Source organism: Caulobacter sp. FWC26 (assembly GCF_002742645.2).
Classification (GTDB): domain Bacteria; phylum Pseudomonadota; class Alphaproteobacteria; order Caulobacterales; family Caulobacteraceae; genus Caulobacter.
In genome coordinates this window covers 2,133,716-2,158,401 of sequence record NZ_CP033875.1, presented here as the reverse complement: position 1 = coordinate 2,158,401, position 24,686 = coordinate 2,133,716, and the positions used below count along the sequence as shown (strand labels likewise).

General features: G+C 66.5%; 25 protein-coding genes and 1 pseudogene. 16 read left to right on the top strand and 10 right to left on the bottom strand.

Annotation, left to right across the window (positions count from 1 at the left end):
- Positions 1-50: 50 nt before the first annotated feature.
- Together CSW63_RS11805 and CSW63_RS11800 are read left to right on the top strand one after the other, a co-directional pair.
- Positions 51-1,703 carry a sensor histidine kinase gene (locus tag CSW63_RS11805; RefSeq protein ID WP_082749760.1) on the top strand — a complete coding sequence of 551 codons (1,653 nt, stop codon included), beginning with the start codon at positions 51-53 and terminating at the stop codon, positions 1,701-1,703.
- A gap of 283 nt (positions 1,704-1,986) precedes the next feature.
- Positions 1,987-2,244, top strand: a complete 258-nt coding sequence (locus CSW63_RS11800) for a GlsB/YeaQ/YmgE family stress response membrane protein (RefSeq protein WP_062099620.1) — start codon at positions 1,987-1,989, stop codon at positions 2,242-2,244.
- A 39-nt stretch (positions 2,245-2,283) separates the two neighbouring features.
- On the opposite strand, the gene gmk is transcribed toward CSW63_RS11800, so the two are convergent.
- The 8 genes and pseudogenes from gmk to fabD form a co-directional block, all read right to left on the bottom strand.
- Positions 2,284-2,925: a guanylate kinase gene (gmk, locus tag CSW63_RS11795; protein ID WP_062099619.1), complete on the bottom strand. Its 642-nt coding sequence runs from the start codon at positions 2,923-2,925 to the stop codon at positions 2,284-2,286.
- Positions 2,918-3,799: a YicC/YloC family endoribonuclease gene (locus tag CSW63_RS11790; RefSeq protein WP_062099618.1), complete on the bottom strand. Its 882-nt coding sequence runs from the start codon at positions 3,797-3,799 to the stop codon at positions 2,918-2,920. The genes gmk and CSW63_RS11790 overlap by 8 nt, the downstream gene beginning before the upstream one ends.
- Before the next feature lie 3 nt (positions 3,800-3,802).
- Complete coding sequence (mltG, locus tag CSW63_RS11785; protein ID WP_062099617.1) at positions 3,803-4,903, bottom strand: endolytic transglycosylase MltG; 1,101 nt, start codon at positions 4,901-4,903, stop codon at positions 3,803-3,805.
- Complete coding sequence (gene fabF, locus CSW63_RS11780) at positions 4,900-6,180, bottom strand: beta-ketoacyl-ACP synthase II (protein ID WP_062099616.1); 1,281 nt, start codon at positions 6,178-6,180, stop codon at positions 4,900-4,902. The genes mltG and fabF overlap by 4 nt, the downstream gene beginning before the upstream one ends.
- 166 nt (positions 6,181-6,346) lie before the next feature.
- On the bottom strand, positions 6,347-6,583 hold the full coding sequence (locus CSW63_RS11775; protein ID WP_004615098.1) for an acyl carrier protein: 237 nt from the start codon (positions 6,581-6,583) through the stop codon (positions 6,347-6,349).
- A 163-nt stretch (positions 6,584-6,746) separates the two neighbouring features.
- Positions 6,747-6,941 (bottom strand): annotated as a pseudogene (locus CSW63_RS11770) (methyltransferase); the annotation flags it as partial.
- 64 nt (positions 6,942-7,005) lie between these two features.
- Positions 7,006-7,746: a 3-oxoacyl-[acyl-carrier-protein] reductase gene (gene fabG / locus CSW63_RS11765; protein ID WP_099503540.1), complete on the bottom strand. Its 741-nt coding sequence runs from the start codon at positions 7,744-7,746 to the stop codon at positions 7,006-7,008.
- An 18-nt stretch (positions 7,747-7,764) separates the two neighbouring features.
- A complete protein-coding gene (gene fabD / locus CSW63_RS11760) occupies positions 7,765-8,709 on the bottom strand; it encodes an ACP S-malonyltransferase (RefSeq protein ID WP_062099614.1) in 945 nt (314 codons plus the stop codon).
- Between the two features lie 168 nt (positions 8,710-8,877).
- Here fabD and CSW63_RS11755 point away from each other — a divergent pair, with 168 nt between their 5' ends.
- The 3 genes from CSW63_RS11755 (at position 8,878) to CSW63_RS11745 (ending at position 11,481) form a co-directional block, all read left to right on the top strand.
- Complete coding sequence (locus tag CSW63_RS11755; RefSeq protein WP_062099613.1) at positions 8,878-9,417, top strand: peroxiredoxin; 540 nt, start codon at positions 8,878-8,880, stop codon at positions 9,415-9,417.
- A gap of 68 nt (positions 9,418-9,485) precedes the next feature.
- The gene (locus CSW63_RS11750; RefSeq protein WP_062099612.1) at positions 9,486-10,598 is read left to right on the top strand and encodes an AraC family transcriptional regulator; all 1,113 of its coding nucleotides are present in this window, start codon (positions 9,486-9,488) and stop codon (positions 10,596-10,598) included.
- Between the two features lie 73 nt (positions 10,599-10,671).
- Positions 10,672-11,481 (top strand): sterol desaturase family protein, encoded by an 810-nt coding sequence (locus tag CSW63_RS11745; protein WP_062099611.1) that lies wholly within the window; start codon positions 10,672-10,674, stop codon positions 11,479-11,481.
- Here CSW63_RS11745 and CSW63_RS11740 read toward each other — a convergent pair.
- Positions 11,456-12,115, bottom strand: coding sequence for a hypothetical protein (locus tag CSW63_RS11740; protein ID WP_062099610.1), 660 nt, complete (start codon positions 12,113-12,115; stop codon positions 11,456-11,458). The genes CSW63_RS11745 and CSW63_RS11740 overlap by 26 nt on opposite strands.
- A gap of 268 nt (positions 12,116-12,383) precedes the next feature.
- Between CSW63_RS11740 and rpsF the strand changes: the two genes are divergently transcribed.
- The 5 genes from rpsF (at position 12,384) to CSW63_RS11715 (ending at position 18,019) form a co-directional block, all read left to right on the top strand.
- Positions 12,384-12,764 (top strand): 30S ribosomal protein S6, encoded by a 381-nt coding sequence (rpsF, locus tag CSW63_RS11735; RefSeq protein WP_062099609.1) that lies wholly within the window; start codon positions 12,384-12,386, stop codon positions 12,762-12,764.
- Positions 12,765-12,778: 14 nt separating this feature from the next.
- Complete coding sequence (gene rpsR, locus CSW63_RS11730) at positions 12,779-13,057, top strand: 30S ribosomal protein S18 (RefSeq protein WP_004615089.1); 279 nt, start codon at positions 12,779-12,781, stop codon at positions 13,055-13,057.
- Between the two features lie 13 nt (positions 13,058-13,070).
- A complete protein-coding gene (gene rplI / locus CSW63_RS11725) occupies positions 13,071-13,655 on the top strand; it encodes a 50S ribosomal protein L9 (RefSeq protein WP_062099608.1) in 585 nt (194 codons plus the stop codon).
- A gap of 205 nt (positions 13,656-13,860) precedes the next feature.
- A complete protein-coding gene (locus CSW63_RS11720) occupies positions 13,861-16,290 on the top strand; it encodes a TonB-dependent siderophore receptor (RefSeq protein ID WP_062099607.1) in 2,430 nt (809 codons plus the stop codon).
- 205 nt (positions 16,291-16,495) lie between these two features.
- Positions 16,496-18,019, top strand: a complete 1,524-nt coding sequence (locus CSW63_RS11715) for a replicative DNA helicase (protein WP_062099606.1) — start codon at positions 16,496-16,498, stop codon at positions 18,017-18,019.
- Between the two features lie 7 nt (positions 18,020-18,026).
- Here CSW63_RS11715 and CSW63_RS11710 read toward each other — a convergent pair whose 3' ends face one another.
- A complete protein-coding gene (locus tag CSW63_RS11710; RefSeq protein WP_062099605.1) occupies positions 18,027-18,626 on the bottom strand; it encodes a TetR/AcrR family transcriptional regulator in 600 nt (199 codons plus the stop codon).
- 97 nt (positions 18,627-18,723) lie between these two features.
- Between CSW63_RS11710 and CSW63_RS11705 the strand changes: the two genes are divergently transcribed.
- The 6 genes from CSW63_RS11705 to purF all read left to right on the top strand — a co-directional run bounded on the left by CSW63_RS11705 (position 18,724) and on the right by purF (position 24,657).
- The gene (locus CSW63_RS11705) at positions 18,724-19,185 is read left to right on the top strand and encodes a PaaI family thioesterase (RefSeq protein ID WP_062099604.1); all 462 of its coding nucleotides are present in this window, start codon (positions 18,724-18,726) and stop codon (positions 19,183-19,185) included.
- A gap of 81 nt (positions 19,186-19,266) precedes the next feature.
- Positions 19,267-19,953 carry a MarC family protein gene (locus CSW63_RS11700; RefSeq protein WP_062099603.1) on the top strand — a complete coding sequence of 229 codons (687 nt, stop codon included), beginning with the start codon at positions 19,267-19,269 and terminating at the stop codon, positions 19,951-19,953.
- Positions 19,954-19,992: 39 nt separating this feature from the next.
- Positions 19,993-21,087 carry an alanine racemase gene (gene alr, locus CSW63_RS11695; protein WP_062099602.1) on the top strand — a complete coding sequence of 365 codons (1,095 nt, stop codon included), beginning with the start codon at positions 19,993-19,995 and terminating at the stop codon, positions 21,085-21,087.
- A gap of 74 nt (positions 21,088-21,161) precedes the next feature.
- Positions 21,162-22,544 carry a DNA repair protein RadA gene (radA, locus tag CSW63_RS11690; RefSeq protein WP_062099601.1) on the top strand — a complete coding sequence of 461 codons (1,383 nt, stop codon included), beginning with the start codon at positions 21,162-21,164 and terminating at the stop codon, positions 22,542-22,544.
- Entirely contained in the window at positions 22,541-23,158 is a 618-nt protein-coding gene (locus CSW63_RS11685) for a CvpA family protein (protein ID WP_099503542.1), read from the top strand. The genes radA and CSW63_RS11685 overlap by 4 nt, the downstream gene beginning before the upstream one ends.
- Complete coding sequence (gene purF, locus CSW63_RS11680; protein WP_099503545.1) at positions 23,155-24,657, top strand: amidophosphoribosyltransferase; 1,503 nt, start codon at positions 23,155-23,157, stop codon at positions 24,655-24,657. Before CSW63_RS11685 ends, purF begins: the two co-directional genes overlap by 4 nt.
- The last annotated feature ends 29 nt before the right edge of the window (positions 24,658-24,686 follow it).

The window sequence follows — 24,686 nt, the reverse complement described above, 5'->3', positions numbered from 1 at the left end:
CGCCAAACGCCTGCCCCGCCAGCTTCCCCCCGGCTTAGAACGGAGTGGAAGTGACCATCAACCGCGCAACAAAAGCGCCTTCCACCGTGACGCGTCGGCTCTTGTTCATGGCGCTGACGCTGGCCGCGCCCGCCATCCTGTTGATGGGCGCCCTGGTCGCCATGCAATACAGCGAGGGGCAGCGCCGCTTCGCCACCCAGCTGGTCACCACGACGCGCGCCCTGTCCCTGGCCACCGACCGCCAGATCGGTCAGGGCCAGAGCGTTCTGCAAGGCTTGGCGGTGTCCCCCGCCCTCTCCCAAGGCGACCTCGCCACCTTCGAGAAGCAAGCCCGCGAAGCTGTCGAAGGCCGTGACGGCTGGGTCGTGCTGATGAGCCAGGACCGGCAGTGGATAAACACGCGCATGCCGCCCGGCGCGCCACCGCCGCGTGCGCCGATCACCGACGCGACCTGGCGCGAGATGACGACGGGCAAGTCCAATGTCAGCAACCTGATCCCGCGCCCGTACGCCGGCCCGATCATCGGCGTGAACGTCCCTGTGCTGGTGAAGGGGCGGATCTATGTTCTGGGCTACATGCAGCATCCGGCCGTCTTCCAGGCGTTGGTGAGCGGCCAAGGCCTCCCCGACACCTGGACCGCGAGCATCGTGGATCGTGACGCCGCCTTGCTGGCCCGCTCCCGCGATCAGGACAAGATGCTAGGTCGTCACGCGAGCCCGGACATGCGCAAGGCTATGGCCCTCGCGCAGGACGGGGTGGTCAACACCCACACGCTCGATGGCGTAGAGACCCTTTCCGCCTTCAGCCGATCGCCAACCTATGGCTGGACCTTCATCGTAGGCGTGCCGCGCGATGAACTGAACAGAACTATCCTGGGCTCGCTGGGTCCTGCGATGCTCGGCTCGGCTCTGATGATCGCGCTCGGCGTGATGGCCGCCCTGGCGTTCGCCCGCCCGATCTCGCGGGACGTGCGTGGCCTCGTCGACGAGGCCGAGGCGCTCGCTGCGGGCCACTCCCTGGCGCCCGCGCCATCGCACCTGCAGGAGATCGCCGAGGTCCGCGGCTCGCTCCGCGCGGCGGCGGATATTCTGCGCCGCCGTGACGATGAAGCCCGCGCGGCCGCAGAGCGGCAGCAACTGATGATCAATGAGCTGAACCATCGGGTGAAGAACACGCTCGTGGTCGTCCAGTCGCTGGCCCGTCACAGCCTCAAGGATGGCGGCGAGGACGGCCTGGCGCAGTTCAATGAGCGCATCATGGCCTTGGCGGGCGCCCACGATCTCCTCACCCGGCGCAGTTGGGAGGGCGCCGATCTTGGCGAACTGGTCTTGGAGGCTCTACAGCCGTACGCGACGCAGGTGAGCGTCGATGGGCCGCCCACCCCGTTGGCGCCGAATGCGGCCGTGGCGCTGGCCATGATTTTCCACGAGTTGGCGACGAACGCTTCCAAGTACGGCGCACTCTCGACCGACGAGGGGAAAATCGAAATCTGCTGGTCGCACGAGGGGCGCTCGCGGCTGACCTTGACCTGGCAAGAGCGCGGCGGACCGCACACCCACCCGCCTGTGCGGAAGGGATTTGGATCGCGACTTATCACCTCAAGCCTGCGCGGCGATCTGGCCGGTACCGCCACCTTCGACTATGCGCCTGAGGGCCTGACATGCGTCTTCACCCTCCAGACGCCGACACGCGCGATCCCCTGAAGCCGGCGCTCGGGACGGATCGTCGCAGCGCCCCGATGTCGCCTTGGCTTCGCCACGCGGCGCCTGCACTAGCTCACGTGATCTTAGGAGCGTGTCACGATGAGCCTGGAATTCTTAATCGGGGCGGTGTTGGGCTCGGGCGTATTCATCGCTCTTGGCCGTCCGCCGGCTGAAAAATTGATCGCCTACGTTCAAGACCGGCTTCGCGCAGGGAACTAACGGCGCCGCTGGGCTCTTGTTTGGGCAGGGTCGCAAAGGGGCGACCGCTCACGGAGTTCCACCGATGTCTATTCTCGCCTGGCTGCTTCTGGGCCTGATCGCCGGCTTCATCGCCAGCAAGCTCGTCAACCGCACTGGCAGCGGCGTGCTGCTGGATATCGTTCTCGGCATCGTCGGCGCGTTCGTCGGCGGGTGGCTGTTCAACCAGTTCGGCAACGCCGGTGTTTCGGGCTTCAATCTTTACAGCCTGCTGGTCGCCACGATCGGGGCGGTGGTCATCTTGGCCTTGTACCACCTCATCTTTGGCCGACGCGCCGTTTAACTCAGTCTGGGCGGCGGGTCGCGGACCCGCCGCCCAGCCTCATATCTCTTCCCGCAGCAGGTCGTTGACGAGATCACCGATCCACGGATTACGCGCGCGCTTCAGCCGCTCGGCATGATAGATGTGCGCCAGATCGGCGTAAGCCCTATCGAAATCGTCATTCAGGATCACGTAGTCGAACTGCTCCCACGCGGCGACCTCATCCTTGGCGCGCGACAGGCGGCGGTGGATCACCTCCTCGCTGTCTTGGCTGCGCGTATGCAGGCGACGGCTCATCTCGGCCAAGGACGGCGGCAGGATGTAGACCAGAACGCTATCCGGCCCGGCCTGCTTGTGCACCTTCATCGCGCCCTGAAAGTCGATATCGAACAGCACGCTTTCGCCGCGATTTAGAGCCTCCATGATCGGCGCCTTGGGGCTGCCGTAGAAGTTTCCATAGACCTCGGCCCATTCCAGGAACGCGTCTTCCGACAACATGCCCTGGAACTTGTCGCGCGAGACGAAGTGGTAGTCGCGGCCGTCATGTTCGCCGGGGCGCGGATCGCGGGTCGTGGCGCTGATCGACAGGTGCAGGTCGCCATGGTCGGAGACGAGGCGACGCGTCAGCGAGGTCTTGCCGACGCCCGAGGGCGCGACGACCATCAACAGCAGGCCGCGGTGAGGGTGATGGGACTTATTCAACGTTCTGAACCTGCTCGCGGAACTGCTCGATCACAGCCTTCAGTTCCAGACCGATCGCGGTCAGGTTGGTGAGGGCTGACTTCGAGCAGAGGGTATTGGATTCTCGCATGAATTCCTGAGACAGAAAGTCGAGCCGCCGGCCCGACGCGCCTTCGCCCGACAGCAGGCCACGCGCGGCGGCGACGTGGCTCGCAAGGCGATCGAGTTCCTCGCGCACATCGGCCTTCACCGCCTGGGCGGCGGCTTCCTGAACGATGCGCTCCTCGCTGGCGGCCTCGCCGACCAGTTCGGTCATGCGACGCGCGAAGCGTTCCTTGATGATGGCCGGTTGCCCGGCGGCCTCCCGCTCGGCCTGGGCCGTCAGCTGCTCGATGCGCGTCACTAGGCCGCCGAGCACTGGATCCAGCGCCGCGCCCTCTTCCAGACGCGCCGCTTTCAGCCCGTCCAGCGCCTGGCTAATCGAGGCGCTCATGGCCGCTTCAACGATCGCGCGGGCCTCGGCGTCGTCGACGTCTTCCCGCGCCTCGATCACGCCCTTCAGAGCCAGCAGCCCGTCGAGAGTCGGCTTGGCGACCATGCCGGTAGCCACGTAGGGCCCGCCAGCGGTCAGGTAGCGCTCAAGCGTCTGGATATTGACCTGGGTCTCGCCCGAGGCTTCCGCGCGCCTGGCCTGGACGTTGACGGTCAGTTGGCCCCGCTGGAACCGCGCTTGGGCGCCGTCGCGAGCGACGCGTTCCAGGCCCTCGAAGCCCAGAGGACCCCGGAAGCGCGTCTCAAGGTTCCGCCCGTTGACGCTGCGCGCCTCCACGGCCCAGGACCAGGCTCCGTGCGCCCCTTCGACGCGCGCGAAGCCGGTCATCCCCGATAGCGCCACGCCTCAGCCCCCCGCGAGCGGCTGAGCCGCCGGCTGGGTCGGCGCCTTTTCCGCGCGTTCGCGTTCGATCTGACGCCACTTAACGACGTTGGCGTTGTGCTGTTCCAGCGTCGGGGCGAAGACGTGTCCGCCCGTCCCATCGGCCACGAAGTACAGATCGTCGCTCTTGGGCGGGTTCATCACGGCCGCCAGCGCTTCGCGACCGGGATTGGCGATCGGCGTCGGCGGCAAGCCATCGATCAGATAGGTGTTGTAAGGAGTCGGGCGGCGAAGCTCCGACAGGAGGATGCCGCGCCCTAGCGGCCGACCTCTTGAAATGCCGTAGATGATGGTCGGATCCGAGCCCAGCCGCATGCCGGTGCGCAGCCGGTTCACGAACACAGCGGCAACGCGGGGGCGCTCCTCGGCTAGCCCCGTCTCTTTCTCGACGATCGAGGCCAGCGTGACGGCTTCCTCCTTGGTGCGGAACGGCAGATTGGGCGCCCGATTGGCCCAAAGCGCGTTCAGCACCGCGTCACGATCGTCCATCATCCGCTGAAGCACCGCAGCCCGATCCTCGCCGCGCTGGACCTCGTAGGTCTCGGGCAGGATCGCGCCCTCAGGCGGCGTGGCCGCATTGCCGGTCAGCACCGTCGACTTGTTGAGGATGTCCATGACCATGTCCGAGGTCAGCCCCTCAGGGATGGTGATCCAGTGGCGGACGATGCGGCCCCGGCGCACGGCGTCCAAAACCTGAGCCATCGAGGCCCGGCTCTTGAACTCGTACTCGCCGGCCTTCAGCGTCCGCGCCGCGCCAGTGATCTTGGCGGCGGTCATGAAGATCGACGAAGAGCCGATCACGCCGCCCCGCTCGAGGCTGGAGGCGATCTCGGGCAGGCTGGCGCCCTTGCGCAGAACCACGGTGGTCTTGTCGCCGTCCTTCGCCGCCGGTCCCGGACCGTTGTAGACCCAGGCCGCGCCGATCAAGGCGACCATACCGACCACGACCAGCGTAGCGGCGGCCCCGAACAGGGCCCTCATCATGCGACGGCCGGCGGAGGCCGTCTCACGGCGGGAGCCCGCTCCCTTGGGAGCACGGGCGCGAGGCGGCGACTTTTTGCTCACGAGACCTTCTTGAACACGACGGAGGCGTTGGTGCCGCCGAAGCCGAAGCTATTGGACACGGCCACGTCGATCTTCATCGGCACGGCCTTGTGCGGGGCCAGGTTCATGGCGACCTCGACATCCGGATTGTCGAGATTGATGGTCGGCGGTGCGATCTGGTCGCGGATGGCCAGAATAGAGAACGCCGCCTCGATGGCGCCGGCCGCGCCCAGGAGGTGGCCCGTCATCGACTTGGTCGAGGACATGACGACGTTCTTGGCGTGATCGCCGAGGAACCGCTCGACCGCCTTGGCTTCGATGCCGTCGGCCATGGTCGAGGTGCCGTGGGCGTTGACATAGTTGATGTCCGAGGGCTTCAGGCCCGCGTCACGCACGGCGGCGGCCAGGGCCCGCGCGCCACCCTCGCCATCTTCCGACGGGGCGGTGATGTGGTAGGCGTCGCCCGACAGGCCATAGCCGGCGACTTCGGCATAGATCTTGGCGCCGCGCGCCTTGGCGTGTTCGTACTCTTCCAGCACCAGCACCCCGGCGCCCTCGCCCATCACGAAGCCGTCGCGGTCCTTGTCATAGGGACGCGAGGCCTTTTCGGGCGTGTCGTTGAACGCGGTGGCCACGGCGCGGCAGGCCTGGAAACCGGCGATGCCGACCTTGCAGACCGCAGCTTCCGCGCCGCCGGCGATCATCACGTCGGCGTCGCCGTACTTGATCAGGCGCGCGGCGTCGCCGATGGCGTGAGCGCCGGTCGCGCAGGCCGTCACAACAGCGTGGTTCGGGCCCTTGAAGCCGTATTTGATCGAGACCTGACCCGAGATCAGGTTGATCAGGGCCGAGGAAATGAAGAACGGACTGACGCGGCGCGGGCCTTTCGCCTCCAGTTCCAGCGCGGTGTCGGCGATCGTCGACAAGCCGCCGATGCCCGACCCTAGGATGACGCCGGTGCGCCACTTGTCCTCGTCGGTCTCCGGGACCCAGCCCGAGTCCTTGATCGCTTCGTCGGCGGCGGCGACTCCGTACAGGATGAAGTCATCGACGCGCTTCTGGTCGCGCGGGCTCATGGTCTGGTCGGGGTCGAACGAGCCTTCGACATCGGGACCGCCGCCGCCACGGCCATCGACGCGCGGAACCTCGCAGGCGACCTGGCAGGAATAGTCGGTGGGATCGAACGCGCTGATGCGATTCGCGCCGGACTTGCCGGCGAGGATGTTCTTCCAGGTGATGTCGACACCTTGGCCGAGCGGGGTCAGCAGGCCGATACCCGTGACGACGACTCTACGCATGGTTCACTCCCAACCTTCGATGCGGGACGACGGATGTGGGAAAGACCCCCGCTCCGCGCCACCGCGAATCTTGGCCTAAAACGAAAACCGCCGCGCGCACGATGGCAAGAGCCCGTGCGGCGCGGCGGAAATACTCCGGTTCGCGAACAAGGCGAACCCGAAGACCTTAGGCGGTCTTTTCCGTGATGAACTTCACGGCGTCGCCGACCGTTTGGATGTGCTCGGCGGCGTCGTCCGGAATTTCGATGTCGAACTCTTCTTCGAACGCCATCACCAGCTCAACGTTGTCGAGGCTGTCGGCGCCCAGGTCGTCGATGAAGGAAGCCTTCTCGGTGACCTTCTCGGGATCGGCATCCAGGTGCTCGATGACGATCTTACGCACGCGCTCGAGAATGTCGGACATTCTGTTCAGTCCCTCTTGATCAAATTCAGAAGCCGCAGCCCCCTCCCAGGGAGATCACCACGGCTCGTCGGGCCACCGCCTATCACGTTCTTTTTCGGGTGACCAGCGCCGCCGATCTCCCGCGAAGCGCTCTTGCGGCGAGCGGCTTCAACGGTCGACGATTTCAGACTCGTTGAAACACGTAGTTGATGTATTCGCCATCGCGCTCGCGATCAACAATCGTGAATCCGGTCCGCTCAGCCAGAACATGCGGCGACCTGCCCAGCAGGAAGACGGAATGAAACCGCGTGAAGGCGAAGCAGTCGTCGTAGCAAGGCGAAGCGTGCGCCATATCCGCGCCGGGCTTCAACGGCGCGTGGAGGACGTTGAGTTGGGAAGCCTCGACAAAGAAGCTTCGCCAAAGCGGCTGGATCTTAAAGCCCCTAGATCATCGCCATGCCGCCGTTGACGTGCAAGGTCTGACCCGTGACGTAGCCGCCCTCGTCGCTAGCGAGATAGACGCAGGCGGCGGCGATATCGGCGCCCTCGCCCAGCTTGCCAGCGGGGATGGTCGACAGGATGCCGGCCTTCTGCTGCTCGTTCAGCGCGTCGGTCATCGGGCTGGCGATGAAGCCAGGCGCGACGCAGTTGACGGTCACGCCGCGGCTGGCCAGCTCCTGGGCCAAGGCCTTGGAGAACCCGATCATGCCGGCCTTCGAGGCGGCGTAGTTTGTCTGGCCGGGGTTGCCGGTGACGCCGACGATCGAGGTAATGCCGATGATCCGGCCGGCGCGGCGCTTCATCATCCCCTTGGCGGCGGCGCGGGCCAGGCGGAAGTAGCCTTCCAGGTTCACCTTGATCACGGTGTCCCAGTCCTCATCCTTCATGCGGACGATCAGGCCGTCTCGGGTGATCCCGGCGTTGGCGATCACGATATCGAGCGGCGCGCCGGCGGCTTCCTCGGCCTTGGCGACCAAGCCGTCGACCTGTTCGGCGTCGGAGAGGTTGGCCACGACGGTCGAGGCGCGGTCGCCCAGCTGCGCCTTCAGCTCGGCCAGGGCCGATTCCCGCGTGCCGGAGAGGACGACATGCGCGCCCTGGGCGTGCAGGGCGCGGGCGATGGCGCCGCCGATGCCGCCCGTGGCGCCGGTGACGAGCGCAGTCTTGCCGGTAAGATCAAACATGCTCGGACTTCCTAGGGCTTAGAGCGACTTGGCGAACGCTTCGAGGTCCGCCGGCGTGTTGAGGGGGACAGCTTCGGCGTCCGGGGCGATGCGCTTGGCCATGCCCGACAACACCTTGCCAGCGCCGGCTTCGGCGAAGCGCGTGACCCCGCCCTCGGTCGCCATCCAGGTCATGCTTTCGCGCCAGCGGACGCGGCCGGTGACCTGCTCGACCAGCAGCTTGCGGATGACGTCGGGATCGTGGACCGGCGCGGCGGTGACGTTGGCGACCAGCGGCGCGCGCGGGGCGATGATCGTCGCCGCAGCCAGGGCGGTCGCCATCTCGTCGGCGGCCGGCTTCATCAGCGGACAGTGGAAGGGCGCTGAGACGTTCAGCGGAATCGCCCGCGCCCCCAGTTCCTTGGCCTTCTCGATCGCCTTGTCGACAGCGGCCTTGGCGCCGGAGATCACGACGTTGCCGTTGTTGTTGTCGTTGGCCACGACGCAGACCCCGACCTCCGAACCGGCGGCGGCGGCGGCTTCGGCCAGGGCCAGATCGGTCTTCGGACCGATCAGCGAGGCCATGGCTCCCTCGCCCACCGGCACGGCGCGCTGCATGGCTTGGCCCCGCAGCTTCAGCAGACGCGCGGTGTCGGCCAGGCTGATGGCGCCGGCGGCGGCCAGGGCCGAGTACTCACCCAGCGAGTGACCGGCGACGAAGGCGGCCTTGTCGATCCCGACTCCGAATTCCTTCTCCAGCGTGCGGGTCACCGCCAAGCTCACGGCCATCAGGGCCGGCTGCGCGTTCTCGGTAAGGGTCAGGTCGCCTTCGGGACCGTCCTTCATCAAGGCGAACAGCTTCTGGCCCAGCGCGTCGTCCACCTCCTGGAAGACCTCGCGCGCGGTGACGAAGGCCTCGGCCAGATCGACGCCCATGCCGACCGACTGGCTGCCCTGGCCCGGAAAAATGAAGGCGATGCTCATCTAAGCCCGCTCCGCTTCTGAGAGATTCAAGGCCGCGAGGGTTAGGGTAAAGCCGAGACACGGGCAAGTGCGACGCCGCGTGGCGGCCGAGGCTTGCAATCACCGCGACCACGTCCAAAGTGCCACGGCTCTCGTAATCGAGGCATCCACGCACTTTGGAGTCGCGCCATGAAATCCGTTCTCGCCGGCGTCGCCGCGGCCGCCCTGGCTTTTGCCGCCGCTTCCCCCGCCCTGGCCGCCCTCAAGGTCGGCGACAAGGCCCCGGACTTCACGGCCAAGGGAGCCCTGGCCGGCAAGGACTTTGACTTCAACCTGGCCAAGGCGCTCAAGAAAGGGCCGGTTGTCCTTTATTTTTTCCCGGCGGCTTACACTTCGGGCTGCACCGCAGAGGCGCACGAATTCGCCGAGGCGACGCCTGAGTTCGAAAAGCTGGGCGCGACGGTGATCGGCGTGACGGCAGGCAACATCGATCGCCTGAAGGACTTCTCCAAGGAGCACTGCCGCGACAAGTTCGCAGTGGCCGCCGCCGACAAGGCGCTGATCAAGGCCTATGACGTGGCCCTGGCGGTGAAGCCGGACTGGTCCAATCGCACCTCGTATGTGATCGCGCCCGACGGCAAGATCCTGCTCAGCCACACCGACGGCAACTTCATGGGCCACGTCCAGCAGACCATGGGCGCGGTGAAGGCCTACAAGGCCAAGAAGTAGAGAGCGTTTTCGGATTTCGGCCAGCGGCGCGGGTTGAAGCGCGCGCTCGCTGGCCACCATGATCGGCCATGACCGATCTCGCGCAAGTCGAACTCGCGGTGCGCGGCCTCGCCGTCGGCGCCTTCGCCGCCACGGGCGTTTCGCTCGCCGCCAGCCGGAAGATGACCCCCGTCCGTTGGCTGGGGGTCCTGCTCATGGCCTGCGCGATCTCTCACGTCATCGACAGCCACTTCTTCTATGCCGAGCAGCGCCATTTCAGCATTCTGACCTGGGCGCTGTCGGCCTGGACCGCCGCCGTGTTCTGGCTGTTCTGTTCGGTCCTGTTCGAGGACGAGCCGAAGATCCCAGCATGGCGCTTCGTAGTGCCCGCGTTCGTGATTGTTCAGTGGGCGGCCGGCGCGTTCCTTCCGCCGTCACCGGCGCGGGCCGCCGTCTGGTGGAGCTTCGCCGCAGTTTCGGTCGCGATTCACTGCCACATCCTTCTGATGGCCTGGCGCGGTTGGCGGATTGACCTCGTCGAGCGTCGCCGCCACCTGCGCGCGCCGATCGCCGCAGCGGCCACGGGCTACATGTTCGTGCAGACTCTCTGTGACTTCGGCTTCGGCCAAGGCCCCGTCCTGCCAAGCCTCGTTCAGGCCTTGGGGACCGCAGCCCTTGGAGTCGGCTCGGCCCTCGCGCTGCTGCGCGCCGAACCCGTGCTGGTCCAGGTCTCGCCAGCGGCCGGCGAAGCGCCCCCCCCGAAGGCCGCCGAAACCCTAGATCTCACCCCCGCCGACCGCCTGATCCTGGCCCGCCTCGACAAGGCGATGAACGAGAACGAGGTCTGGCGCGGCGAGGACCTGTCGATTGGGAGCCTGGCCGCCCTGGTAGGCGCGCCCGAGCATCGGCTTCGCAAGCTGATCAACGGCACGCTGGGACACCGCAACTTCGCCGACTACGTCAACGGCCGGCGCATAGAGGCCGCCAAGGTCGCGCTCGCCGATCCCGAACAGGCGCTGAAGTCGGTCTCGACCATCGCCTACGAGCTGGGCTTCGCCTCATTGGGGCCATTCAACCGGGCCTTTCGCGCCGCCACGGGCTCGACCCCGACCGCCTGGCGTCAGGAGGCCACACCAACCTACCCGTCCCTACGGCTTGTCGAAAGCGGCGAACGCGCGCCGAAAACGGGCAAGACCGCCTGATTTCAAGGACGGCGAGACGCAAGCTGGTCGCGCGGCCTTCTCTCTTCGGGCCTAGCAACCCTCGGAGCGCGCCATGCTCGACACCCTTCTTCCCTACGCCCGCAACTGGCTTGTCGGCATGCAGTTGGACATCACCCGCTACGTTATATTCGCGGTCGGGGTGTGGCTGATCCTCTGGGTCGTGCTCGCCAAACCCCTGGCCGGTCGCAAGATCCGCGACAGTCGGCCACCAGCACGTCAACTGCTGACCGAGTTTGCTGTCTCCATTCGCTCGATCGCCATCTTCTCGACGCTGGGCCTGCTGACGTTCGGTCTGTTCCGGGCAGGACTGTTGCCAGGCCCCTCCATCGCCAAGACCTGGGGACCGGTCTGGTTCTCGACCAGCCTCGTCCTGATGATCATCGCCCACGACGCCTGGTTCTACTGGACGCACCGGCTGATCCATGATCGGCGGCTGTTTCGGACCTTCCACCGTCGGCATCACCGGTCTAACAACCCATCGCCGTTCAGCGCCTACAGCTTCGATCTCGGCGAGGCCGCCATCAACGGCGTCTTCGTGCCGCTTTGGATGATCCTGGTCCCGACCCAGTGGCCGGTGGTCGGCCTCTTCATGCTGCACCAGATCGTTCGCAACACGATCGGACACTCTGGCTACGAGCTATTCCCCGCGCGCAAAGACGGGCGGCCGATGATCCCGTGGCTGACCACCGTGACCCATCACGACCTGCACCATGCGCAGGCCGGCTGGAACTACGGTCTTTATTTTACCTGGTGGGACAAGCTGATGGGCACCGAGCACCCGGAATACCTAAAGCGCTTCGCAGAGGTGACGGGGAAAAGAAACCGGAAGCCGGAGGCTACCAGGTCGCCTTCACCAGCTTGACCATGGCGCGGGCGTCCTGAAGCCGCCAGGATTCCCGCGGGTTATTGACGCCCCGCAGGCTCACGGTGAACTCGGCCGGCAGATCGAAGGGCCGCGTCAGGCTCAGATCGACGCCCTCATCACCGGTGGTGCCGCCGCCCACTGCGATGGACCCGATCGGCTTGCCGTCCAGGGTCAGGGACGAGCGGATATTCGCCCGCGCAACCGGCGCCACCCCCTGCGCAGTGATCGACTGGCTGGCGTTCATATCCATCGACACGCGAACGTAGTTGGCGCGGGGCAGCAGCCCAAAGCCGAACAGCTTCGACATCGAAGAGCGCAGCCGCGCCTCGTTCTCGTTCCACGAGGCGCCCAGCGCCAGCGATCGCTGGCCGACACGCTCATCGTCGGGCTTTTGAACGAAGTTGAGATCGAGATCGTAGGTCGGGTTTCCAAGCTTGCCCGACGACTTGACCGTCAGGGCGACCTTCTCATTGTCGGTGGAGAGATCCAGCGGCAAGGCCGCGTAATAGCCGGCGAAGCGGCCATCCTTGGCCGAAACCGACATCGCGGGCTTCTGGACGATCTCGGCGCGCGCGACCCCGCCGGCGAAAACCGCCGCGAGCACGATCCAAAGACGAGCACCGTTCCGCATGCTCGCCTGCTAGCATAATTGACCTTGGCCTTGGAAGCCTTGCAGGTCTTTTGTCGGACAGTTCATGCGGGCGCCCGATCTTGCGGCAAACCGTGCGCTAGCTTGCGTTTGTCGCCCTTCTCCTGTAATAGCGCGCGCTCTCACGGAAGGCGGTCTTGCACGCACCCATCCGGGACCGGGGTTCGCCCCGCTCGGCTTGCAGGATCCATCGTGGTCGACGAACTTCCATCGTCGTCTGCGCCGCCTTCCACAATGGAAGAAGGAAAACATGGCGTTCTACGAACACGTGGTCATTGCGCGGCAGGACATCTCGCCGCAACAGGCCGAAGCTCTGAACGAGCAACTCAAAGCCCTCATCGAAGAAAATGGCGGTCACATCGCCAAGATCGAGTACTGGGGCCTGCGTAACCTCACCTACCGCATCAAGAAGAACCGCAAGGGTCACTATTCCCTGCTCGCGATCGACGCCCCGGCGGCGGCCGTGAAGGAAATGGAGCGCCAGCTGCTGATCAACGAAGACGTTCTGCGCTTCATGACGATCCGCGTTGAAGAGCTGGACCTGGAACTGTCGCCGGTTCTCGCCCGTCGTGACCGTGGCGATCGCCCGGAACGTCCGCGCGAAGACTTCGGCGCTCAGGCTCAGGCGTAAGGGAGAGATAGATCATGACCGATACGACTGCTCCCGAAGCCGGCGCTCCGGCCGCCGCCGCTGGCGGCGCCCGCCGTCCGTTCTTCCGTCGCCGCAAGGTTTGCCCGTTCTCGGGCGCCAACGCGCCGAAGATCGACTACAAGGACGTGAAGCTGCTGCAGCGTTACGTTTCCGAACGCGGCAAGATCGTGCCGTCGCGCATCACCGCGGTGTCGGCCAAGAAGCAACGCGAACTGGCCAAGGCCATCAAGCGCGCCCGCTTCCTGGCTCTGCTCCCCTACGTCGTGAAGTAAGGGAGACGCCACGATGAAAGTCATTCTGCTCGAACGCGTTGAAGGCACCGGCGTCCTCGGCGACGAAGTCACCGTCAAGGACGGCTTCGCCCGCAACTACCTGCTGCCCCGCGGCAAGGCCCTGCGCGCCACCAAGGCGAACCTGGCCCACTTCGAAGCTCAGCGCGCTGAGATCGAAGCCCGCAACGTGAAGAACCGTGAAGCGGCCGCCAAGAACGGCGAAGCGCTGGACGGCACGCAATACGTCCTGATCCGTCAAGCTGGCGAAAGCGGTCAGCTGTACGGTTCGGTCGCCGGTCGCGACGTGGCTGACGCCATCCGCGCCGAAGGCGGCAAGGTCGACCGCTCGATGGTCGTCCTGGACAAGCCGATCAAGACGCTCGGCGTTCACGAAGTGAAGGTGAAGCTGCACGCCGAAGTGACCATCACGGTCACCCTGAACATCGCGCGCAGCCAAGACGAAGCCGAGCGCCAAGCGCGCGGCGAAAACGTCATCGCCGCTCAGTTCGAAGAAGATCGCGCCGCTGACGCCGAAGCCGCCCAGGACATGCTGGAAGGTGGCGCTGGCTCGCACGAAGGCGATCATTACGAGGCCTAAGACCCGTCAGGGTTCTGAAGGTTTCAGAAGAACGGCGCGGAGCGATCCGCGCCGTTTTTTTCTGCGCCCGTTATGAGAACGCTTCGAGACGAGGCGCCTTGTGTCTAAATTGTGAACGACCCATGTTCTCGGTGCGGGGCGACTAGACCCCGTCCGGAGCGCGCCGCGATAGCGTGGAGCGCCCCGATCACGAGAGGGGTAATCGATGCGCTACAAGACCTTCCTACTCGCCGCCGTCTCGGTCGCGAGCATCGCCACCATGGCCCAAGCCCAAACGGCCCGCGACACTGACCAGACCTCTGTCGAAGAACTGGTCGTCACGGGCACCCGCACCGCCGGCCGCTCGCGCCTCGACACCGTTGCGCCCGTTGACGTCGTCAGCGAAAAGGCGCTGACCCGAACCGGCACCACCGAGCTCGCCCAGTCGCTTTCGACGCTGGCGCCGTCGATCAACTTCCCGCGACCGGCCATCACTGACGGCACCGACCACATCCGCCCGGCGACACTGCGCGGCCTGGCGCCCGACCAGACCCTGGTGCTCGTCAACGGCGCTCGCCGCCATTCGTCGGCCCTGGTCAACGTGAACGGCTCGATCGGTCGCGGCTCGGCCGCTGTCGACCTGAACGCGATCCCGACCATCGCGCTCGACCGCGTCGAAGTCCTGCGTGACGGCGCCTCCGCGCAGTACGGTTCGGACGCCATCGCCGGCGTCATCAACCTGCGCCTGCGCGAAGCCCGATCGGGCGGCGGCGCGACGATCACCTACGGCGGCTACAATACGCTGGTCAAAACCGCGCGGAACACCGACGGCCGCCGCGAGCGCGACGGTGAGACCGTGACAGTCCAGGCCTGGCAAGGCCTGCCGCTCGGTCCCGACGGCTTCCTGACCGTTTCGGCCGAGTATCGTGACCGCAACCCCACCAGCCGCGGCGATATCGACAACCGCGTCACCCCGGCCCGCGTGACCTCGCGCTACGGCGACGCCGAGGTGAAGGACAAGACTGTCTATCTGAACGCCGGCCTGCCGGTGGGCTCGGGCTGGGAAGCCTATGGCTGGGCAGGCTACCAGACCCGCGAAGGCGGCAGCGCGGCCTTCCCGCGCATCGTCGGCGACGCGCGCCAGACGCCGGTCGCCTCGATCTATCCGAACGGCTACCTGCCGATCATCGCGACCGACATCGAAGACTCCACGGCCGCCTTCGGCCTGAAGGGCGATCTGGCGGGCTTCAAGGTCGACCTGAACGTTGTCTACGGCAAGAACAAGATCGACTACCGCACCGAGAGCTCGGCCAACGCCTCTTACGGCGCGGCCAGCCAGACCAGCTTCAACTCCGGCGGCATGACCTACGACCAGACCGTCGTCGGGCTGGACGTGTCGCGCGGTATCGATATCGGCGCCTATGAGCCCCTGAACGTCGCCTTCGGCGCCGAAGCGCGCTGGGAAGGCTATTCGATCCGCGCCGGTGAACCGACCTCGTACAACCGCGGCCCGATCACCACCGCCGCCGCAGGCGCTCAAGGCTTCCCCGGCTTCCAGCCGTCGAACGTGCTGTCGCGGGACCGCGACAACATCGGCCTCTACCTCGACCTGGAATCGCGCCTGACCGAGCGCTTCACCGCCTCGGCCGCCATCCGCTACGAGGACTATTCGGACTTTGGCGCCACGACGACCGGCAAGCTCGCCGCGCGTTACGAGCTGTCCGACGGCTTCGCCATCCGCGGCGCGGCCTCGACGGGCTTCCGCGCCCCGGCCCTGCAGCAACAGTTCTTCACCACCACCTCGACCAACTTCATCATCGTCAACGGCGTCTCGACGCCGGTCGAGGTGGGCACCTTCCCGGCCACCAGCGCCGTGGCCAAGGTGCTGGGCGCCAAGCCGCTGGAAGCCGAGAAGTCGAACAACTACTCGGCCGGCCTTGTCTTCCACCGCGGACCGTTCGAGCTCACGGTGGACGCCTACCAGATCAAGATCGACAACCGGATCGTACTCTCGGAGAACATCCAGGGCTCGGCCACCGGCACGGCCACGGCGACGGCGATCTACAACCTGCTGGCGCCGTTCAACGTGACGGCGGCGCGGTTCTTCCTGAACGGGGTCGACACCAAGACCAAGGGCGTCGATGTGGTGGCCCGCTATCGGATCGACGACGAGCAGGCCGGGCGCTTTGACCTGACCGCGGCGGCTAACTTCAACAAGACCGACGTCACCAAGCTGCCGACGACCAACACGATCTCGTCGCTGCCCGTGCCGCCGTCCCTTTTCGCCCGGGCCAACGTGCTGACCTTTGAGGAAGGCACGCCCAAGCGGAAGATCACCCTGGCCGGCGACTGGAGCCGCGAGGCCTGGGGCGCGACGCTGAAGACGACCTTCTACGGCTCGGTCCTGTCGCCCAACAACGACCCCACCGGGGCGTTCGACGTGCGGACGGGCGCGAAGGCGGTCGTTGACCTGGAAGGTCGCTACGCGATCAACGAGCGCGTCAACTTGGCGATCGGCGCCAACAACCTGTTCGACGAGTATCCCAACCGGACGCCGGCGAACATCAACACCACCAACGCCACGGCCTTCACCGGCTTCTCGCCGTTCGGCTTCAACGGCCGCTTCTTCTACGGCCGCGTCAGCGTCAATTGGTAGGCTGACTGGATCCCTGGATCCAACACGCGCGGGCGCGGAGAGCCATCTCCGCGCCCGTTCTCTTCACGCCAACGTCAGAAGCGGACGCCCCTTCCGGCGGTCTGACTTGCGCATCAGCGCGGCGAAAACATACACAGAACATCCCCGTTCATCTTGGGTCGCCGGGCAACTGGCCCGAGCGCCGCAAGACGCGCCGCGTTAACTTATGCCGATGTCCCTCGTACCCGCGCTCGACCTCGTTCTCCCCACGCCTCCCGAGCCCACGATCAACGTGGCGCCGCACAACATGGAGGCTGAACAGGCGCTGCTGGGCATCCTGCTCTACGACAACGCCGCCTACGAGCGCCTGAGCGACAATCTGCAGGCCCGCTGCTTCTACGAGCCATTCCACCAGCGCCTGTTCCAGGCCATCGAGACTCACGTCCGCAAGGGCCAGCTGGCCGAGCCCATTCTGCTGGCTGACGAGTTCAAGAAGGATCCCGCGTTCGAGGAACTGGGCGGCCTGCGCTACCTGGCCGACCTTGTCGATCGCGCGCCGCCGGCCGCCAACGCCAGCGACTATGCGCGGGTGATCTTCGACCTGTCCCTGCGCCGCGAGTTGATCCGTATCGGCGGCGATATCGCCACGGCGGCCCAAGGCGGCAACGACGAGAAGCGCGCCGCGCGAGATCAGATCGAAGCCGCCGAACAGCAGCTCTACAGCCTGGCCGAAAGCGGCGCGGCGTCGTCGGGCTTTGTGTCGTTCGGAGACGCCCTGCGCGGCGCTGTCGAAATGACCGCCGAAGCCTACAGCCGCGACGGCGGCATGTCGGGCGTCGCCACCGACCTGATCGACCTGGACCAGAAGATCGGCGGCCTCCACCCGTCCGACTTGATCATCCTGGCCGGCCGTCCCTCGATGGGTAAGACGGCGCTGGCGACCAACATCGCCTTCAACATCGCCAAGAAATACGCCTACGAAATCCAGCCCGACGGGACCAAGAAGACCGTCCAGGGCGGCGTCGTCGCCTTCTACTCGCTGGAAATGAGCGCCGAACAGCTGGCTCTGCGTATGCTGGCCGACGCCTCGGGCGTGTCTGGCGACCGCCTACGCAAGGGCGAGATCGACGCCAGCGAGTTCGGACGCGTTCGCGACGCCGCCATGGAGCTGCAGAACGCCCCCCTCTACATCGACGCCACCGGTGGTATCTCGATCGCCAAGCTGACCGCCCGGGCCCGCCGCCTGAAGCGTCAGGTCGGCCTGGATCTCATCGTGGTCGACTACCTGCAGCTGGTCACCGGCTCCGACCTCGGGGCCAACGCCAACCGCGTGCAGGAAGTCTCGCAGATCACCATGGGCCTAAAGGCCCTGGCCAAGGAGCTCAGCGTCCCGGTCATCGCCCTCTCGCAGCTGTCGCGCCAGGTCGAACAGCGCGACGACAAGCGCCCCCAGCTCTCCGACCTTCGCGAGTCGGGCTCGATCGAACAGGACGCCGACATGGTCTGGTTCGTGTATCGCGAAGCCTACTATGTGGGCCGCGCCGAACCGCGCGAAGGCACCCCCGAACACCTGACCTGGCAGGAAGAGATGGATCGGCTTCAGGGTCTGGCCGAAGTGATCATCGCCAAGCAACGTCACGGCCCCATCGGCACAGTGCGCCTGTCGTTCAACAGCGACACCACCCGCTTTGGCAACCTGGCCCGCGACCACTACTTCGCCCAGGCGCGGAACATCCCGTCCGACGAATAGGGCGAGCCTATCGCGCCGTGGCGACCCCGAACCCCAGATAGCTGCGGCCAAGGCGGACGAGTTCGTCCTCGAACTCGCGGCTCTGAAGGAAATCCACACCTTCCAGCACCGCAGCCCGCAACGCGCCATGGATCGCGCGCGCCAGCACAAAGGCTTGGATGCGCGACAAAGGCCGCCCACCGGCGTCGGTGATCCCCTCCTCGGCGCTGGCGAAACGGGAGGCGAGCTCGGCATGGTCCGCGTCAGCGAGCATGGCGCTCATCGCGATCCTGCGCGCGCCGTCGCGTCGCGCAAAAGCGCCCGCAAAAGCTCGGATCAACGCGCGATCTCGCGCCAACGGCGCCTCGCCAGATGTGATCTTACGCACCGCCCGTCGGTGCAGTTCGGTCTCGCGCTCCGCCAAGGCGACCAGGATGGAGCGCTTGTTCGGAAAGTAGCGATAGAGCGTTCCGATGCTGACACCGGCGCGTAGAGCGACGGCGTTCGTCGTAAAGCCGTCCTCGCCGTTGACCTCCAGAATCCGAGCCGCAGCCTCGAGAATGCAGTCGACAGAGTCCTGAGATCGGCTTTGCCGGGGAGATTTCCGAGTCTTTTCAACAGTCGTCACGTGTCGCTCCCCCGCAGTCTCGCCGCGCCCGATGTCGAGTAACCACGAGCGCGGAACAAACCTATGTTGGCTCCACCGACAACGAAAAGGCCACGCGATGACCTGGGCGACCGAAAGATTGGACGCACTCAAGGCCGGTGTCGCGACACCGCCGCCAATCGTCAGCACCTTGAAGCTGGGATTGCTTGAGGATTGGGGCGAGGGCTGGGTGCGCAAATCCTGGCGCCCCGATCCCGCCCTCGCGACGGCGGACGGGTCCCTGTTTGGAGGCTATCTCGCAGCGCTGGCCGATCAGGTCCTGGCGTTCGCCGCCATGACCATCGTGCCTCACGACCGCCTCTACCGCACCGTGAACCTGCAGATGAACTTCCTTAGGGTCTGTCGAGACACGCCGCTTGAGATCGAGGCGCGGGTGGTGGCGCAAACACGGCAGTTGATCACCACGCGCGCCGACTTTCGCCGACCCGACGGCGTTCTGATCGCCGACGCCACCGCGCAGCAGTTTGTCATGAGCTTCGATCACTGGCCCGCCGAGCGCGCGGCTGTGGACACCCTGTAAACCGGACAGGCCTGTCAGGTTTGACTTTGTCGCCCTGGGCGAGCCACGGTCGGCGCCTCGCCTCCCAGCCCGACGAGTCACATGGACTTCAGCCCGCTACCCACCTCCAGCCTGATCGGGGCCTTCCTCTTGGCGTTCCCGGCGCTTTTCTCGATCGTCAACCCGGTCGGGGCGGCCCTGATCTTCGATCAGGCCATGGGAAACCGGTCGCGACCCGCACGCCTGAAGCTGGCGCGCGCTATCGGCTTCTACGCGTTTCTGGTGCTGCTGGGGTCGCTGCTGCTGGGCGGCTATATCCTCAATTTCTTCGGGGTCAGCATCGGCGCGCTGCGGGTCGCGGGCGGCTTGGTCGTGGCGATCCGGGCCTGGGGCCTCCTGATGGACCCCGAGCAGAACGAAGACCGCAAGGCCAATCAGACCGAGTCGGCCCAGAGCCATAACGACGTGGCCTTCTTCCCGCTGACCATGCCCTTCACCACCGGTCCGGGTTCGATCTCGGTGGCGATCGCCCTGTCCTCTCAGCGGCCGACCGAAGGCGACGCGGTGGCGCCGTTCTTCATCGGCGCCAGCTTGGCGGCCGCGCTCGTCGCAATCCTTGTCTGGCTTTGCTACAGCGCCTCAGGTCAGGTCATGCGGATGCTGGGCCCTTCCGGCGCCCGCGTATTGTCGCGGCTGGTAGCGTTTCTGCTGCTTTGCATCGGCGTGCAGATCATCGCTTCCGGCGTGGAGAACCTCGTGGCCAAGTTCCTGCTCGCCCATCCCGGTTAATCCGTTGAACGCAAGGGCGGTGTCGGCTAGGCCCAAGAGGTGACCGACCCGCACGACATCCGCGTAACCATCGACCTCGACGCTCTGGCGCAAAACTACGCCGCGTTGCGCGCGCGCGCGGGCGATGCGGAGGTCGCGCCCGCCGTGAAGGCGGACGCCTACGGCCTGGGCGCGGCTCCGGTCGTTGATCGCCTCTGGGCGGAAGGCGCGCGCAGCTTCTATGTCGCCCGGCTGGCCGAGGGCGTGGCCCTGCGTCAGTCTCTGGGCGACCGCGAGGCTCGCATCTATGTGCTGGACGGCGCCACGCCGGGATCAGGCGACACGCTCGAGGGCGCAAAGCTGATCCCCGTTCTCAACAGCCTTCCCCAGGTCGAAGCCTGGAACGTTCAGGCGCGCTCAGGGCGCCTGCGGGCGGCCTTGCACGTCGACACCGGCATGAACCGGCTCGGCCTGCGTCCGGAAGAGCTGAAGGTTCTGGTCGGATCCGTCGACCGTCTGAAGCGGCTGGACCTGGAGATGGTCGTCAGCCACCTTGCCTGCGCCGACCAGCCCGAGCATCCGCAGAACGCCAAGCAGCTCGAGCGCTTCCAGGAAGCCGCCGCCATGCTACCGGGCGTCAAGCGCAGCCTGGCTAACTCAGGCGGCCTCTTCCTCAGCGAAGCCTATCGGTTCGACCAGGCCCGCCCCGGCGTCAGCCTCTACGGCGGCGGGCCGGAGGGGCGTCCTCATCCCGAGATCCGCCCGGTGGCGACCGTCGAGGCGCCGATCCTACAGGTTCGCGTCGTCCCGCGCGGCGAGAGCATTGGCTACGGCGCAGGTTGGACCGCCAGCGACAACACCCGCGTGGCCATTGTCGCGGCCGGCTACGCCGACGGCGTCCCTCGCGCCGCTTTCCCGCATGGCGAAGTCTGGTTTGACGGTGCGCGGCGGCCTATGCTGGGCCGCGTGTCCATGGACCTGATCGCCGTGGACGTCACCGACTGCGACGCGGCTCGTCCGGGCGCGATGGTCGAACTGTTCGGCGCCAACTTGCCGGTCGACGATGCGGCGGATGCAGCGGGAACGACCGCCTACGAGCGCCTCACTCGACTGACGCTGCGCGGCGTTCGGCGATACGTCGGCGCTTCGCGCTGACGCGCATGCGTCCGTCTTTGGCGCAGCGCGCCGCCAGCCTGTAGTCTCCCGGCATTCGAGAATCAGGAGACCTCATGGCCCGCGACGGCGCAGTCTACGCCTGCCAGTCCTGCGGCGCGGTCCAGACCAAATGGTCCGGACAGTGCTCGGCCTGCCAGAGCTGGAATACTCTGGTCGAAGAGGTCAGCGCCAAGCCGCCCGGCGCCCTGTCGGCGACCAAGGCCACCCGCGTGCGCGGACTGCAGTTCACGGGACTGGAAAGCGAGACAGCGCCCCCTCCCCGCATCCTGACCGGCGTCGACGAGTTCGATCGCGTCTGCGGCGGGGGCGTGGTGCCCGGCTCGGCCTTGCTGATCGGCGGCGATCCGGGCGTGGGCAAGTCGACCCTCTTGCTTCAGGTCTGCGCCAGCGCCGCCGCGCGGGGCGTATCCTGCGCCTATATCTCGGGCGAAGAGGCCGTCGAGCAGATCCGGGGCCGCGCCGACCGCATGGGTCTGGCCAAAGCCAATGTCAGCCTCGCCGCCGAGACCGCCCTGCGCGACATCCTCGACGGCCTGAAGCGTGACAGCTTCGACCTGGTGGTCATCGACTCGATCCAGACGATGTGGAGCGACGCCCACGAGGCCGGACCCGGCACGGTCACCCAGGTGCGCGCCTGCGCCACCGAGCTGGTGCGCCTGGCCAAGAAGAAGGGCGTGGCGATCCTGCTCGTGGGTCACGTCACCAAGGACGGCCAGATCGCCGGCCCGCGCGTCGTCGAGCACCTGGTCGACGCCGTACTCTCGTTCGAGGGCGAGCGCGGCTATCCGTTCCGTATCCTGCGCGGCGCCAAGAACCGTTTCGGCGCGACCGACGAGATCGGCGTGTTCGAGATGGGCGATGTGGGCCTGCGCGAGGTCAAGAACCCCTCAGCCCTGTTTCTCAACGAGGGCGGCGAGCGCGCGGCCGGCGCGGCGGTGTTCGCCGGCATCGAGGGCTCGCGCCCCGTGCTCGTGGAATTCCAGGCCCTGGTCGCGCCGTCGGCCTACGGAACGCCGCGCCGCGCCGTCGTCGGCTGGGACTCCGGGCGTCTGGCCATGGTGCTCGCCGTACTCGAGGCCCGATGCGGCCTTGGTTTTGGCGACAAGGACGTCTATCTGAACGTCGCCGGCGGCCTGCGCATTACCGAACCGGCGGCGGATCTCGCGGCGGCGGCGGCCCTGGCCTCTTCCGCCCTGGACGTCGCCCTGCCCCAGGACTGCGTCGTGTTCGGCGAACTCAGCCTGTCGGGCGAAGTCCGCCCGGTCAGTCGGATGGAGACCCGTTTGAAGGAAGCCGCGAAACTGGGGTTTGGCCGCGCCCTCGGCCCGCTCGCCGGCCTGCCTGAGGGCGGCGGCGCACTGCCCGTCGCAGGCGTGGCGCGCCTGACGGACGCCGTGCGCCGCATCGGCGACGAGATCTGGACCAGTTTGACGTGACACCGTTCGATATCATCGCCGGCCTGCTCCTGCTGGTTTCCGGCGTCACGGGCTGGGTGCGGGGCGCCTCGCGCGAACTGACCTCGGCGCTCTCCTTCATCTTCGCCGCCGCCATCGCCCTTTTTGGGCTGCGCGTCACCGGCCCCCTGTTCCGTTCGATGATGGATCCGGACTGGGCCGCGACGGCCACGGCGGTGCTGGTCGTGTTCGTGATCGTCTTCCTGATCGTCCGCCTGATCGGCGGGCGCATCACCGCCAGTCTGCATGACACCTCGGCAGGCGTTCTAGACCAAGCGGTCGGCGCCGGCTTCGGCTTGATCCGCGCCTTCGTGATCCTGGGCGTCTTCAACCTTCTGCTGCATCTGGCGACGCCGCCCGACCGCATGCCGCGCTGGGTGGAGGATTCGATCTTCTATCCGCTCTCGGAAGTGAGCGGGACCGTGCTGAAGGTCTTCGCTCCCAAGGGCAAGGCGTTGGCCGGCAAGCTGGCCCCCGCGATCAAGGACGCCGTCAAGGACGGCGGCGACAATACGTCCGGCGAGGAATCGTCGGGAAAAGGCTATGATGAGAACCAGCGTCGGAACCTCGACGACCTGGTGGAGAAATCGCGATGACTTTCCTGGGCCAGTCGACCGACCGCTACTCTTCTGCGCCCTGGCGCGATCCGGAGGATGACACCCTCCGCCTGGAATGCGGGGTGTTCGGCGTGTTCGGCGTGCGTGACGCCGCCGCCATCGCCGCGCTGGGCCTGCACGCCCTTCAGCACCGCGGCCAGGAGGCTTGCGGCATCGCTGCCTTCGACGGCAATCGCTTCCACACCGAACGCCATATGGGCCATGTCGGCGACGCCTTCACGGGCTCCGACCTGGTGCAACGCCTGCCGGGCAACATGGCCATCGGCCACACGCGCTATTCGACGGCCGGCGGCAGCTTCATCCGCAACGTCCAGCCCATGTTCGCCGATCTCGAGACCGGCGGTGTTGCGATCGCCCACAACGGCAACCTGACCAACTTCCTGACCCTGCGCGAGCGCCTGGTGCAGGAAGGCGCGATTTTCCAGTCGACCTCGGACTCCGAGGCGATCCTTCACCTGATCGCCCGCTCAAGGAAGGCCAAGATCGTCGACCGCTTCGTCGACGCGATCAGCCAGATCGAGGGCGGCTACGCCCTGGTGGCTATCACCAACAAGAAGATGATCGGCGTGCGCGATCCGCTGGGCATCCGGCCGCTGGTGCTGGGCGACCTGGACGGCAAGCCGGTGCTGGCTTCTGAGACCTGCGCCCTCGACATGATCGGCGCCCGTTTCGTCCGTGACATCGAGCACGGCGAGATGGTGGTGATCGAAGAGACCGGCATCACCTCGACCAAGCCGTTCCAGACCGCCCCCGCGCGCCCTTGCGTGTTTGAGTACGTCTACTTCGCCCGCCCCGACAGCGTGGTGAACGGCCGCTCGGTCTATGGCGTGCGCAAGCGTATGGGCATGAACCTGGCCAAGGAGACCGGCGTCGAGGCCGACGTCGTGGTGCCCGTGCCCGACAGCGGCGTGCCGGCCGCGCTCGGTTACGCCCAGCAGAGTGGTCTTCCGTTCGAGATGGGCATCATCCGCAACCACTATGTGGGCCGCACCTTCATCCAGCCGACCCAAGGCGTCCGTGAGCTGGGCGTTCGCATGAAGCACAGCCCCAACCGCGCCATCCTGTCCGGAAAGCGCGTGGTGCTGATCGACGACTCGATCGTGCGCGGCACCACCTCGCTGAAGATCGTCCGCATGGTCCGCGAGGCCGGCGCCAAGGAGGTTCACCTCCGCTCAGCCAGCCCGCCCATCAAGTGGCCCGACTTTTACGGGATCGACATGCCCGAGCGCGAGCAGCTGCTGGCGGCCAACAAATCGCTGGAGGAAATGGCCAAGTTCCTGGAGGTCGACTCGCTGGGCTTCCTGTCGGTGGACGGCCTCTATGACGCCCTGGAAGCCGGTCAGCGCGATCCGGCGACGCCGCAATTCACCGACCACTACTTCACCGGCGACTATCCGACCCGCCTGACGGACCGCGAGATCGCCGAAGGCCGCAACGAAACCAACGACAAGCAGCTTTCGCTGCTGGTCAGCGCGTGACATACCCCTCGTCCCGCCATCACCGGGTG

What these genes read in the sequence shown, in the direction of transcription:
- CSW63_RS11715 (WP_062099606.1), top strand. Translation starts at nt 16,496, where the DNA reads ATGCCGATGTCCCTCGTACCCGCGCTCGACCTCGTTCTCCCCACGCCT.
- CSW63_RS11750 (WP_062099612.1), top strand. Translation starts at nt 9,486, where the DNA reads ATGACCGATCTCGCGCAAGTCGAACTCGCGGTGCGCGGCCTCGCCGTC.
- fabD (WP_062099614.1), bottom strand. Translation starts at nt 8,709, where the DNA reads ATGAGCATCGCCTTCATTTTTCCGGGCCAGGGCAGCCAGTCGGTCGGC.
- rpsF (WP_062099609.1), top strand. Translation starts at nt 12,384, where the DNA reads ATGGCGTTCTACGAACACGTGGTCATTGCGCGGCAGGACATCTCGCCG.
- CSW63_RS11745 (WP_062099611.1), top strand. Translation starts at nt 10,672, where the DNA reads ATGCTCGACACCCTTCTTCCCTACGCCCGCAACTGGCTTGTCGGCATG.
- CSW63_RS11700 (WP_062099603.1), top strand. Translation starts at nt 19,267, where the DNA reads ATGGACTTCAGCCCGCTACCCACCTCCAGCCTGATCGGGGCCTTCCTC.
- CSW63_RS11800 (WP_062099620.1), top strand. Translation starts at nt 1,987, where the DNA reads ATGTCTATTCTCGCCTGGCTGCTTCTGGGCCTGATCGCCGGCTTCATC.
- fabG (WP_099503540.1), bottom strand. Translation starts at nt 7,746, where the DNA reads ATGTTTGATCTTACCGGCAAGACTGCGCTCGTCACCGGCGCCACGGGC.
- CSW63_RS11705 (WP_062099604.1), top strand. Translation starts at nt 18,724, where the DNA reads ATGACCTGGGCGACCGAAAGATTGGACGCACTCAAGGCCGGTGTCGCG.
- CSW63_RS11720 (WP_062099607.1), top strand. Translation starts at nt 13,861, where the DNA reads ATGCGCTACAAGACCTTCCTACTCGCCGCCGTCTCGGTCGCGAGCATC.
- purF (WP_099503545.1), top strand. Translation starts at nt 23,155, where the DNA reads ATGACTTTCCTGGGCCAGTCGACCGACCGCTACTCTTCTGCGCCCTGG.
- CSW63_RS11755 (WP_062099613.1), top strand. Translation starts at nt 8,878, where the DNA reads ATGAAATCCGTTCTCGCCGGCGTCGCCGCGGCCGCCCTGGCTTTTGCC.
- CSW63_RS11775 (WP_004615098.1), bottom strand. Translation starts at nt 6,583, where the DNA reads ATGTCCGACATTCTCGAGCGCGTGCGTAAGATCGTCATCGAGCACCTG.
- radA (WP_062099601.1), top strand. Translation starts at nt 21,162, where the DNA reads ATGGCCCGCGACGGCGCAGTCTACGCCTGCCAGTCCTGCGGCGCGGTC.
- rpsR (WP_004615089.1), top strand. Translation starts at nt 12,779, where the DNA reads ATGACCGATACGACTGCTCCCGAAGCCGGCGCTCCGGCCGCCGCCGCT.
- fabF (WP_062099616.1), bottom strand. Translation starts at nt 6,180, where the DNA reads ATGCGTAGAGTCGTCGTCACGGGTATCGGCCTGCTGACCCCGCTCGGC.
- rplI (WP_062099608.1), top strand. Translation starts at nt 13,071, where the DNA reads ATGAAAGTCATTCTGCTCGAACGCGTTGAAGGCACCGGCGTCCTCGGC.
- CSW63_RS11740 (WP_062099610.1), bottom strand. Translation starts at nt 12,115, where the DNA reads ATGCGGAACGGTGCTCGTCTTTGGATCGTGCTCGCGGCGGTTTTCGCC.